The sequence below is a fragment of the Sulfurovum zhangzhouensis genome, assembly GCF_030347965.1.
Taxonomy (GTDB): domain Bacteria; phylum Campylobacterota; class Campylobacteria; order Campylobacterales; family Sulfurovaceae; genus Sulfurovum; species Sulfurovum zhangzhouensis.
The window spans coordinates 82,192-94,471 of record NZ_JAQIBD010000003.1 but is presented as its reverse complement, the minus strand read 5'-3'; the positions used below and the strand labels follow the sequence as shown (position 1 = coordinate 94,471).

The 12,280-nt window shown below is 41.1% G+C and carries 12 protein-coding genes; 9 read left to right on the top strand and 3 right to left on the bottom strand.

Annotated features, from left to right (window positions below; genetic code table 11):
- Positions 1–121 precede the first annotated feature (121 nt).
- From trxB to purF, 3 genes are read left to right on the top strand one after another with little or no spacing between them, the layout of a single operon-like run.
- Positions 122–1,060 (top strand): thioredoxin-disulfide reductase, encoded by a 939-nt coding sequence (trxB, locus tag PGH07_RS08685; protein ID WP_289414044.1) that lies wholly within the window; start codon positions 122–124, stop codon positions 1,058–1,060.
- A 12-nt stretch (positions 1,061–1,072) separates the two neighbouring features.
- Entirely contained in the window at positions 1,073–1,843 is a 771-nt protein-coding gene (gene dapB, locus PGH07_RS08680) for a 4-hydroxy-tetrahydrodipicolinate reductase (RefSeq protein WP_289414043.1), read from the top strand.
- A gap of 1 nt (position 1,844) precedes the next feature.
- Complete coding sequence (gene purF, locus PGH07_RS08675; protein ID WP_289414042.1) at positions 1,845–3,218, top strand: amidophosphoribosyltransferase; 1,374 nt, start codon at positions 1,845–1,847, stop codon at positions 3,216–3,218.
- Positions 3,219–3,254: 36 nt separating this feature from the next.
- On the opposite strand, the gene hisIE is transcribed toward purF, so the two are convergent.
- The gene (gene hisIE, locus PGH07_RS08670; protein WP_289414041.1) at positions 3,255–3,920 is read right to left on the bottom strand and encodes a bifunctional phosphoribosyl-AMP cyclohydrolase/phosphoribosyl-ATP diphosphatase HisIE; all 666 of its coding nucleotides are present in this window, start codon (positions 3,918–3,920) and stop codon (positions 3,255–3,257) included.
- A gap of 166 nt (positions 3,921–4,086) precedes the next feature.
- On the opposite strand from hisIE, the gene PGH07_RS08665 reads away from it, so the two are divergent.
- On the top strand, positions 4,087–4,809 hold the full coding sequence (locus PGH07_RS08665; protein ID WP_289414040.1) for a 2OG-Fe(II) oxygenase: 723 nt from the start codon (positions 4,087–4,089) through the stop codon (positions 4,807–4,809).
- 75 nt (positions 4,810–4,884) lie between these two features.
- Positions 4,885–6,039 (top strand): patatin-like phospholipase family protein, encoded by a 1,155-nt coding sequence (locus PGH07_RS08660; RefSeq protein ID WP_289414039.1) that lies wholly within the window; start codon positions 4,885–4,887, stop codon positions 6,037–6,039.
- Between the two features lie 77 nt (positions 6,040–6,116).
- On the opposite strand, the gene PGH07_RS08655 is transcribed toward PGH07_RS08660, so the two are convergent.
- The gene (locus PGH07_RS08655; protein ID WP_289414038.1) at positions 6,117–7,235 is read right to left on the bottom strand and encodes an SPFH domain-containing protein; all 1,119 of its coding nucleotides are present in this window, start codon (positions 7,233–7,235) and stop codon (positions 6,117–6,119) included.
- A gap of 94 nt (positions 7,236–7,329) precedes the next feature.
- On the bottom strand, positions 7,330–8,250 hold the full coding sequence (locus tag PGH07_RS08650; protein ID WP_289414037.1) for a branched-chain amino acid transaminase: 921 nt from the start codon (positions 8,248–8,250) through the stop codon (positions 7,330–7,332).
- 158 nt (positions 8,251–8,408) lie between these two features.
- On the opposite strand from PGH07_RS08650, the gene PGH07_RS08645 reads away from it, so the two are divergent.
- From PGH07_RS08645 to PGH07_RS08630, 4 genes are read left to right on the top strand one after another with little or no spacing between them, the layout of a single operon-like run.
- The gene (locus PGH07_RS08645; protein ID WP_289414035.1) at positions 8,409–9,857 is read left to right on the top strand and encodes an aldehyde dehydrogenase family protein; all 1,449 of its coding nucleotides are present in this window, start codon (positions 8,409–8,411) and stop codon (positions 9,855–9,857) included.
- Positions 9,858–9,883: 26 nt separating this feature from the next.
- Positions 9,884–10,354, top strand: coding sequence for a DUF420 domain-containing protein (locus PGH07_RS08640; RefSeq protein WP_289414033.1), 471 nt, complete (start codon positions 9,884–9,886; stop codon positions 10,352–10,354).
- Positions 10,355–10,360: 6 nt separating this feature from the next.
- The gene (locus PGH07_RS08635; protein ID WP_289414032.1) at positions 10,361–10,804 is read left to right on the top strand and encodes a 2-thiouracil desulfurase family protein; all 444 of its coding nucleotides are present in this window, start codon (positions 10,361–10,363) and stop codon (positions 10,802–10,804) included.
- Positions 10,801–12,267, top strand: a complete 1,467-nt coding sequence (locus tag PGH07_RS08630) for a S1C family serine protease (protein ID WP_289414031.1) — start codon at positions 10,801–10,803, stop codon at positions 12,265–12,267. The genes PGH07_RS08635 and PGH07_RS08630 overlap by 4 nt, the downstream gene beginning before the upstream one ends.
- The last annotated feature ends 13 nt before the right edge of the window (positions 12,268–12,280 follow it).

Genomic DNA, 12,280 nt, shown 5'->3' with positions numbered 1-12,280 from the left:
TTATCTATACAACATTTAGATAAAATCTCCTAAAATTTTTAACCAAGTATTTTCACAGTATAATAGATGTCATTGGCTAATATATTTGTTTAAACATTTTACTTTTTTGAAGGAATTGTGGATGCTAGATTGTGCGATCATCGGTGGTGGACCTGCAGGACTTACTGCCGGGCTTTATGCTACACGCGGTGGATTGAAAAATGTAGTACTCTTTGAATCCGGTATGCCCGGTGGGCAGATCACTCAGAGTTCAGAGATTGAAAACTATCCGGGTTTTTTTGAACATACAAAGACAGGTATGGATTTTATGGATACCTGGCAAGAACAGTGTTTTCACTTCGGGTTGAAACATGAGATGAAACGTGTAGAGCGCGTGGCCAAAACAGGAAAACACTTTACGGTCACACTGGAGAACGGTGAAAAGATAGAGGCGATGGCAGTCATCGTCTGTACGGGTTCAACACCTAAAAGAGCAGGCTTCAAGGGTGAAGATGAGTATTTTGGACGCGGTGTAAGTACCTGTGCAACCTGCGACGGGTTTTTTTACAAAAATAAGCCTGTTACCGTACTAGGCGGGGGTGATACGGCACTTGAAGAAGCATTTTATCTCTCTAACATCTGTTCGGATGTGTATGTCGTGCACAGAAGAGATACATTTAGAGCAGCCCCCTCAACAGTGGATAGAGTCAAGAGAAAAGAAAATATTCATCTCATTACAGATACAGTGATTGAAGAAGTACTTGGCGATGCAATGGGTGTAAGCGGAGTGAAACTCAAAGATAAAGAGGGTAAGATTACACAACTTGATACACCGGGTCTTTTTGTCTTTGTCGGGCACAACGTCAACAATAGTGTACTCAAAGACGAGAACGGTACATTTATCTGTGAAATGAATGAATGGGGGCAAGTAGTCGTGGATCTTAGTATGAGAACTTCGGTTGAAGGGCTGTTTGCTGCAGGTGATATGCGTATCGAAGCACCCAAACAAGTTGTTATTGCAGCAGGTGATGGAGCAACTGCTGCACTTCAAGTAATTTCATATATTCAAGAACAAGCATAAGGAATAGTATAGATGGCAAAAGTAGGAATCGTAGGCAGTACGGGTAGAGTAGGAAACTTATTGATCAATGCACTGGTAGAGGACACAGAGCTTCCACTGGGAGCCGTACATGTATGTGGTGAACTCAAAAGAGAGCTTCCAAGCGGTGTATTGGTAACAAACAGTATGCAAACACTGCTTGAAAACTGTGATGTGGTTATTGACTTCTCTGCACCTGAGGCGACACAGGAGCTGTGTGAAGAAGCACTAAAAAATCCTACTCCACTGGTGATTGCAACGACGGGATTTACAGAACATCAGCAAAATCTGATGCTTGAAGCATCTAAAGAGATGCCGGTACTGTATGCATCAAATATGTCAGCAGGTATCGCATTACTTAAACAGCTGGTAGAGCAGGTATCAAGAACGTTGAAGGATTTTGATATCGAGATCGTCGAACAGCACCACAGGCACAAAGTGGATTCACCATCTGGTACTGCCCTTACACTTGGAGAATTTGCTGCGAAAGGCAGAGGACTTGAGTTAAGTGATGTACGTGTGAGTGGACGTGACGGACAGATCGGTGCCAGAAGCAAAGACGAGATTGCAGTCATGGCATTGCGTGGCGGGGATATAGTAGGACGTCATACGGTAGGATTTTACAATGATGGTGAGTTCTTGGAGCTCAACCATACAGCAACAAGTCGTGAGACATTCTCAAAAGGTGCGATCAGAGCAGCAAAATGGCTGATCGCTCAAGAAAAACCGGGTCTTTACTCGATTAATGATTGTTTAGGAATATAATATGTGTGCAATTGTCGGTGTTTATGGTTCAAAAAATGCTTCTAAGGTAGCTTACTACTCACTTTTTGCGATGCAGCATCGTGGGCAGGAATCTACAGGGATTTCTTCAGCTGATGATGAGAAAATCCATCTTATTAAAGCACGAGGTTTGGTAACTGAGGTATTTGATGATGATGCATTTAAGGTACTTACCGGTAGCTGTGCGATCGGTCACAACAGATACTCTACGGCAGGAGATGATTCTGTTCTCGATGCACAGCCTGTATTTGCACGTTACAAACTCGGAGAGATCTCTGTTGCGCATAACGGTAACCTTGTCAACAAATATGAGGTACGTAACGAGCTGATCGATAAAGGTGCGATCTTTCAGACAGGTATGGATACTGAGAATATCGTACATCTTATCGCAAAAAGTCAAAAAGACTCATTGATAGACCGTATTAAAGACATGATCACTAAGATTGAGGGAGCATACTGCCTTGCGATCCAGAGCCGTACCAAAATGTTCGTCATCCGTGACCGTTTCGGTATCCGTCCATTGAGCCTGGGAAGACTTGCTGATGGCGGATGGATCGTAGCATCTGAAACGTGTGCTTTTGATCTGGTAGGTGCAGAGTTTATCCGTGATGTTGAACCGGGTGAAATGCTGGTATTTGAAGAGGGTCAAGAGCCGCAGTCTGAAAAACTTTTTGAAGCAGATTATCATCCGTGTGCATTTGAGTATATCTATTTTGCAAGACCTGACTCGATCATTGATGGAAAGAACGTATATCAAAAACGTCTTGAGATGGGAAGAAGACTTGCTCAAGAGTCACCGGCAGAGGTAGACTTGGTATTGCCTGTACCGGATAGTGGTGTTGCAGCGGCAAGAGGATATGCAGAAGGGCTTGGCGTACCGTTTGAAATGGGAATCGTACGTAACCACTATGTAGGGCGCACTTTCATTGAACCGACTCAGGAGATCAGAGACCTCAAGGTAAAACTGAAACTCTCACCTGTCAAACATTTGATCGAAGGTAAACGTATAGCGATCATCGATGATTCACTCGTGCGTGGTACGACTTCGAAGCAGATCGTGAAAATGCTGATTGAAGCAGGAGCGAAAGAGGTTCATATGCGTATTGCTGCACCGGAGATCAAGTATCCGTGTAGATATGGTATCGATACTCCAACACAGGCCGAGCTGATCTCAGCAAGTCACTCGGTAGAGGAGATTGCCAAGAAGATCGGTGCAACGTCACTTGGTTTCTTATCTATTGAAGGACTTAAAGAGTCATTGGGCACTGATAGAAACTATTCATTGGTAAGTTTTGATGGAGAATATTTTGCGGGTGGTAATGCAGACAGCCCTGGATGTTGTAGCTCAGAATCGTAATTCCAAAACGAGGGAGTTTGATCTTTCAAACTCCTGCTATTTTTTTCTATTTTCTTTTTCTTCTATTCCACTCATTCCAAACCGTCTTGCAAGTTCTTGTTTCACACGGTCCGGAGAGATCTCTCTGTAACCTAGTCCGACTAATGTATGATAAAGAAGATCTGCACTCTCATAGATCACCTGTTCATCACTCTCTTCATTGATGGCAACACATACTTCATTTGCTTCTTCACGTATTTTGCTAAGCATAAGTTCTTTATCATTTAGCAGTTTTTTAGTCCATGATTTTTGGCTGTCATCTGCATTTTTACGTTCAAGGATCGTATGGTAGAGAGTATCGACTACGCCATAGATCGCATCGGTGTTTACTTCCTTTTCCAGTATGATCTTCTCTTGTACTGCTGAGGTGAAGAAACAGCTTTTGCGTCCGGTATGGCAGGCTACACCATTTTGCTTGATCTTTAGAATGATGGTATCTGCATCACAGTCGATCAAGATATCTTTGATCTCCTGTGTATGGTTGGAGCTTTCACCTTTTTTCCAGATACGCTGTTTGCTTCTACTGAAATAGTGTGCAAACCCTGTCTCTAGAGTCAGATTATATGCCTCTTCATTCATATAAGCAAGCATTAGAACTTCGTTGGTCTCTGCATCTTGGGCGATAACAGGGATAAGAGGATTTTTTTGCCAGTCAAGCTGCATGATAGGTCTCCATAGCATTTATAATGATGACATTATAGCTATTTGGTTTTAAACTGCAAGATAGGTATAGAGACAAGAGAATAATTTAAGAAATCTTTTAGAGTAAAAAGTCGATTTATGGACTATAATGCTACGCTTTATAGCTATCTTACTTTTTGAGCTTTAAATGATACAAATCAGTAATCATGTCTATTGTGATAAACGATTGGAACAATTGGAAATCACCAATAGATTGCTTCCTAATCCTTATAGAGAAACCCCCTATTTGATTATCAAAAATTTTTTTACTCCCGAGCTTTGTAAGCACCTTGCTTCTTTAGTAAAAAAAGATGAAGATGCTCAAGCAGCCAAAGTGAAACAAGAATCCATCAGTGGGATCATCGAGGCTGATATTGTCACGAAGTACCGCAAGACCAATATCTATACACTGGATGACTTTTATAGTGAGTATTATGAAAAACAGTTTTTGAAGTATAAGCCAGTCATTGAAGAATATTTTGGTGCAGTGATGACGCTCTCTACCGATATTCAAGTACTTGAGTATAAAGAAGGCTACTTTTATGTCAAGCATGCCGATGACTCAAGTGAACTGGTAGATGAAGATGGGCAGACAGTTGCATTTAAATGTGTGGCACCTGAACGCAAACTGACGACGGTGCTTTTTGCAACCAGTCATATCTGTAATAGTGATGACGACAATGATGGTTTCAGTGGTGGAGAACTGCTTTTTAACTACTTCTATGATAAAGAAGGAAATCCAGTCAAGATCAAACCGCAAGCCGGAGATATGGTAGTGTTCCCTAGTAATCCCTATTTTTCACATGAAGTTCTACCGGTACAAAAGGGATACCGTTTGACACTGGTTCAGTGGCATGATGCAATATGGTAAGTAGAAAAGGTAACTTTTAGTAGTTTAAACTAAATGTGATTATGTCATAATTAGTCCATACGTTCTTAAAAGGGGATGGACTTGATATTACGTTTGTTGATGATATTACCGCTGTTATTGTTTTTATCTGCCTGTTCTGTCAAATCACGTACTTTTAGTGCACCAAACAAGGAACACTATCTCAATGCCAGCGTCATAGGATATCAAAATATCCGTAACTGGGGAGATAGAACATCTGATGATATTTATCATAATGCTAAATCTTTACGGTCAAATAATTCGCTAAATAAGCGTGTTGATATATTGGCACTTTCAAGCGGAGGAGAAGACGGTGCTTATGGTGCAGGATTTCTAGAAGGGTGGAGTAAGCGTGGAGATCGTCCCGAGTTTTTCATGGTCACAGGTGTTTCAACAGGTGCATTGATCGCTCCGTTTGCTTTTTTGGGATCAAAGTATGATTATGTGCTTAAAGACCTTTTTACCCAAACTTCAAAAGAGAATATCGTTACCGCAACCCCATTAAGTGCACTTTTCGGTGGGTCTTCGATAGGTGATAATACACCGCTTAGAAGAAGGCTTGAAAAGGTAGTGACCAATGACTTGATAGCAGAAATTGCAAGAGAAGGGAAAAGGGGTCGCATACTTCAACTTGGAACAACCAATCTGGATGCACAGCGCCCCGTAGTTTGGAATATTACCAATATCGCACGAAGCGGTCGGCCTGATGCCCGTAAGCTGATCCTTGATATCATGCTCGCCTCTTCTTCTATCCCCGGTACATTTCCGCCTGTACTGATTGATGTAACGATTGATGGGAAAAGATATCAGGAGGTTCATGTCGACGGTGCAGTCACAAGACAGATCTTTGTGTATCCTCATGATATGAATATCCCCAAACTTGAAAAGAAATTGGGTGTACATCCTGAAAAGAAATTTTGGTTGATACGTAATACGAAGATCGATCCTGAATACTCTCCGGTTTCTCTTAATATCAGCGATATCGGTGATCGTTCCATAAGCACACTTATAAAATATCAGGGAGTTTGTAATCTATATAATATCATCTCACTTGCAAAGAGAGACGGTTTTGATGTCCATATTACGAATATACCTCCTAGTTTTAATATGCCTTCAAAAGATACATTTGATCGTGAGTATATGAGAGCACTCTATAAAGTAGGTTATGAAAGAGGGCGTTTGGGTCAAGCTTGGCATAATTCACTGAAATAATTATTGTAATTAACTATGAATTGAGAAGAAGTAAAAAGTGAAAAAATACCCGGCAGATCACCGGGTAAGAGAAAGGACTATTGTCCGACTACTGTCGGTTCCTTTTTGCTTTTGGCATCTACCCAGATATTTGGAACTGCACCACCAGGGGTGAGGAATATCTGAGCATCTTTATTGACTTGTAGTGCTTTATTGAACTCAGCTTGTGTTTTGATCTGTTCAAGCTGGATAAGCTGTTGTGTCAAGGAATCAGAGATTAGCTTGTTTGCTTTTGACTGCTCTTCAGCCTCGATACGGATCTTATCAGCCTGTCCTTGTGCTTCGATACGGTTTCTCTCCGCCTCACCTCTTGCGATCTCAGCTTTACGCTGTGCTTCCTGCTTTGCTTTTTCTTTTTGCTGTTCAGCGATCGTTACGTCCTGTTTGGCAATCTGAACACGTTCTATCTGGTCTTTGATCTTTGTAGGAAGGTCAATGTTTCTTAGTTCAACAGAAGAGAGAAGGACCGGTTCTCCTTCAAGTGCAGAGATTCTTTCGGTTACTTTGGTCTGGATTGCTGAAGCAATCTGGTTTCTCATCTCAGGAAGTTGTTCCGCAGTATATTGACCGATGACATCACGTACCACTTCACGTACTTTAGAGTTGATGATTTTCTCTTCCCAGCTTGCACCCCATGTCTCGATAGTTTTAGGTGCAGTTGACGCTTTAAGCGAATAAAGAACTGCCAAGTCAATGTTAACAGTCAATCCACGCTTATCAAGTACCTGAATCGCAGGATTTCTTTTTAGTCCACCTTCAAAACTCTCACTAGAGAGACCACGCGTATAGTCATCACCTACTGCTGAAGTTTTGGAGTTCGAGTAAGTGATCAATCTTACACGTGTGTTGACAGGAATGATCTTTTGGAAAACCGGGATATAGAAGTGAAGTCCGGGTTGTAAAGGAGTTTCATCGAATTTACCTGTTCTTACCTTGATCCCTACTTCACCGGAGTTAATGATAGTAAAGGGTTTGAAAGCAAAGAGTGCAAATGCAATCACTACAACAATCAAGATAAATGGTGCACCTTTACCCAAACCGTCAAGCGGATTTCCTCCACCCCTGTTACCGCTGCCTGTGCTACCGGTGTTATCAGGTTTGTTCATGTTTAGATTAGGTTTTTTCTTTTTAAAATAGTCATTCATATCTGCTGGCATATTTTAATATTCCTTTTGTGAGTTATTCTATAGTAATTCTAGGATATAAAACCCTAAACCTGCTTAAAAGAGGTTTAGAGTAAAAAATTGTAAGTTAGTTGATGTAAGTAAGATGTTGAATATAGTTCGGATTCTTTCCTGCAACTACATCAAAATATGCAGATTGAAGTTTTTCCGTGATTGGGCCTCTGCTACCGTTTCCGATAATACGAGCATCAACTTCACGGATCGGTGTAACTTCTGCAGCAGTACCTGTAAAGAATGCTTCATCAGCAATATAGATCTCTTCACGTGTAACACGGCGTCTTACTACCTCGATTCCCAAATCTTTTGCAAGATCAATAACAGTCATTTGAGTAATAGACTCAAGTGAATTATCATTTGGAGGAGAGATCAATTTACCGTCTTTAACCATAAAGAAACATGCACCCGAAGCTTCAGCGATATACCCTTGGTCATCTCTTAAAAGCGCTTCATCATATCCTGATTCTACCGCTTCATACTTTGCCATCTGGCTATTGAGATAGTTAGCAACCGCTTTTGCTTTACCCATACCCGAGGTGTTACCTGTTCTGTTGAATGATGAGATCTTTACACGGACACCTTTTTTAAGACCTTCTTCACCAAGATATGCACCCCATTCCCAAGCAGAAATTGATACATTTACGGGAGCATCTTTATGGTAAAGCCCCATTACTCCATATCCTAGATAAACAAGCGGTCTGATATAAGCACCTTCGAAGAGTTCATTCTCTTGAAGCAGCTTTACTTGTGCTTCGTTGAGTTCTTCAACAGTGTAAGGTACATCAATCAGTGTCATTTTAGAAGAGTTGATCAATCTTTGTGTATGCTCTTTCAGTTTAAAGATCGCACATCTGCCATCAACTGTTTTATATGCTTTTGTTCCTTCGATCGCACCGTTTCCATAGTGCAGTGTATGTGTGAGGACATGTACTTTCGCATCATCCCACGGTGTAAGTTCACCATCCATCCAGATATATTTTGCTTTGTTCATTCTTTCATCTCTAGTAGTTGAATTTTAGAAGAGATAATATCGAAACTTCCGTTAAAAATCGGTTAGTTTCAAGGGGTTGATACACCCTAGATTTACCACTCTTTGGTTATAATCAAAAAAATTGACTTTTATACTTTAAAGTTATGGAAGGTGTGAAGATGTTTGGACTGTTCAAAGGTAAAGATCAGATAGCTGAAGCAAAAATATTTTTTGGATCAACCGAAGCAACCACAGAAGAGTTGGATGAGAGAAGGAGCCCCTTTGATAATACTGTGGTGAGTAAAGCACCTAAGTGTAATGCAGAAGATACGATAAAAGCATTGAAAATTGCACAAGAGGCAGCTAAAGAGGCCAAAAAAATACCACTTTCCCAACGTATCTTATGGTTGGAAGACGTAGCTAAAAAACTTCAGGAAAGCCGTGAAGATTTTGCTATGATGCTTGCTAAAGAGGTTGCAAAACCGATTGCATTTGCCCGTGTGGAAGTTGATCGATGTATGGAAACTGTCAAGATCACTGCGATGGAACTGGCAAATCTTCATGGAGAGACACTTCCCACAGATCTTATGCCTTCGGGTAAACAGACCACAGCATTTTTCCGTAGAGAACCTGTCGGGGTAGTTGCCTGCATTACCCCTTTCAATTTCCCGCTTAACCTTGTAGCACACAAGATCGCTCCGGCACTTGGTGCAGGAAATGCTGTTGTGCTTAAACCTACACCTGAAGCACCGATGACAGCTTATATGTTTGCTAAGCTGTTTGTGGAATCCGAATATGCTGTAAAAGATGCACTCTCTGTGGTATACGGTGATGTGGAAGTAGGATCGACATTGGTTAAAAGTGATATTCCAAGGGTACTTAGCTTTACAGGATCGGTACCTGTAGGCAAAATTATCACTCAGCAGGCAGGGATCAAAAAGATCAGTCTTGAGCTTGGTGGTAATGCGGCTACCTATATCGATAGCAGTGCTGATATAAATTATGCGGCACAACGCTGTGCTTATGGAGCCTTTTACAACTCCGGCCAGGTGTGTATCTCCTTGCAGCGTATCTATGTAAATGAAGAAGTCTACGAAGCATTCTCTGATGCGATGGCAATTGAGACTAAGAAGCTTAAAGTAGGCTCGCCGTATGAAGAAGACACCTTTATTGGTCCAATGATCAACGAAGAGTCTGTACATAGAGCAAAAAGTTGGGTAGCAAGTGCCAAGAATGAAGGGGCTAGAGTCGTAGCTGGCGGAGATGAAATAGAGGGGATCTTCCCTCCTACAGTCATGGCCGATGTGACTGATGAAATGAAGATTGTGTGTGAAGAGGTCTTTGCCCCGATCGTAAGTTTGGTGAGTGTCCCTAATTATGATGTTGCGATTGAAAAAATGAATGACTCCCCATATGGATTGCAATTCAGTATCTTCACCAATGATCTGAAACGTACACAAAAGTTTATTGATGATGCGCAGTGTGGGGGTGTGGTGATCAACGATATCCCTACATTACGTTTTGATGTACAGCCTTACGGCGGTAGCAAATTCTCCGGTGTTGGAAGAGAAGGTCCTAAGTGGGCACTTGAAGAATTCACAGAAGTCAAATCAGTAGTGATTTGCTAAGAAAAAAAGAAAAAGGATATAAATAAATGTTTGAAGCAGGATTTTTAGGTACCAGAGCACCGCTCTTTATGGATATTGTCACAATCATCGTAGCACTTTTGCCTTTCTTGATATTAGGGGCTATCTCATTGGCTAAGCGTAAGCTTTATAATCTTCATGCGACGGTACAGAAGATACTCTTCATTGTTTCGGTAATTGTGGTAGTTTATTTTGAGTATGGTGTCCGTAATGTAGGTGGATTTGATGCGTTTATGGAAGGGAGCTCGACACCTAAAGGTTACGCATTTTGGGTACTCATCTTTCATATCGCTATCGCTGTAGTAACCTTGGGGATATGGATAAATACACTTTTAAGGGCAAAAAGAGACCGCCGTATGAATGTTCTGCCTGGAATGTATAGCATATCGCATAAGAAAGCAGGGATGAGAACCTTTACAGGAATTGTATTGACTTCGGTAACAGGGATCTGGGTTTACTACCTGCTTTTTGTGAACTAGAAATCTATGAGAAAAGTAGCGATATCGGCATGTTTATTAGGACAAAGATGTCGTTATGATGGAGATGATAATTATGCTCCATCCCTGCTTCAAATGCTGCAAGAGGATGAGCTGATCCCTTTTTGTCCCGAAGATGCAGTATTCGGTTCTCCCCGTCCTACCATGGATCTGGTACAAACTCCGGACCTCATAGAAGCAGTATGTAATGAGAGCGGCAAGTTACGCTCCAATCCGATACGCACCTATGCAAAAAATTTTTTTGATCAACATGGTCAGATTGATCTTTTTATCGGTAAAGACAGAAGTCCCAGTTGCGGTGTCTGTAGTGCCAGGTTATACGATGAAGAAAAAAATCTACTTAGCTCTTGTGCTGCAGGATTGATGGCACAGGAAGCAATAGATAGAAATATTGCTGCCATAGATGCAGAGAAATTTGAAGGAAAACAATGAGAGTTTTATGGGTTATCGTATTATCGGTTGTATCATTGTATGCACAAATAAAAGATGAACAGACAAAAGAAGCAATTGTAAAAATATATACTGTCTCCAAGGCACTGAACTACCAGCAGCCATGGAGCTCTTCAATGATGCAAAGTACAGGTTCGGGAGCTATTATTGGAGATAAAAATGGACAAAGATATATTCTTACCAATGCACATGTTGTTGCCAACGAGACATTTTTGGAAGTACAGAGGTATGGAGAGCGTAAACGTTTTATTGCTACTGTACATGCTGTATCCCATCAAGCAGATCTGGCACTGCTAAAAGTAGAAGATAAGAGTTTTTTTGGTGATGTCACACCGTTGGAATTTGGTGAACTGCCGTCTGTAGAACAAGAGATTGTCGTATATGGGTATCCAATGGGAGGGAACACTCTTTCTGCTACTATCGGTGTAGTCTCACGTATCGAACATCATCTTTATGCACATAGTGGAGAGAGTTTCTTAGCGATACAGGTAGATGCAGCAGTAAATCCGGGGAATTCAGGCGGTCCTGCACTCTCTGAAGGAAAAGTGATCGGGGTAGTGATGCAGGTGATCAGCAACTCGCAAAATATCGGCTATCTTGTACCTGTAAGTATGGTCAAGCATTTTATTGATGATATGCAAGACGGTAGATATGACGGGTTTCCTGAGCTTGGTATTATGACCCAAAATCTTGAAAATCCTGCCCTTAAAGCCTATTATGGGCTTAATGAACAAACTACCGGAAAGCTGGTTGCAGATATTGTTTATAATTCTCCGGTAAAGGGATTGGTCAAAGAGGGTGACATCATTACGCATATTGATGGTCATAAGATAGAAAATGACGGTACAGTGGAATTTCGCCATCATGAATATACAGACTATGGTTATTATGTTGATATGCATCAGATGGGAGAGAGTGTAAAGCTGAGCCTGATTAGAGAAGGCAAGTCTATGGAAGTCGAAGCGAATCTTACAAAAATTGCCGATGATGTATTACTTGTTAAAACTACTCAGTATGATCAAATGCCTAGCTACTTTATAGAGGGAGGCTATATCTTCTCTCCTCTTTCACGCAACCTTATACTTTCAACCAAGATAAATCAGCTACAGTTGAGTCAATATGCCAGAGAGTGGCCTACAAAAGAGAAAAGAGAGATCGCAGTACTTTTAAAAGTATTAGCCTCAGATATTAGCCGTGGTAACACAGATTTTAGGATGTGGCCTATAGAGAAAGTAAACGGTGAGACTTATGTTGATTTCGAAGATTTTTATCATAAGGTAAAGAACAGTAAGTCAAAGTACCTCGTTTTTGAAGATGAAGACGGTATCAAAGTCGTCATTGACAGAACAGAAGCGCAAGCCAAACAGAAAGAGATATTGAAACAGTACAATATAGAATTTGATAGATCGATCAACTTCAAGAGAACAGAGGTAAACAGTAAGTAATAGGTTTTTACCT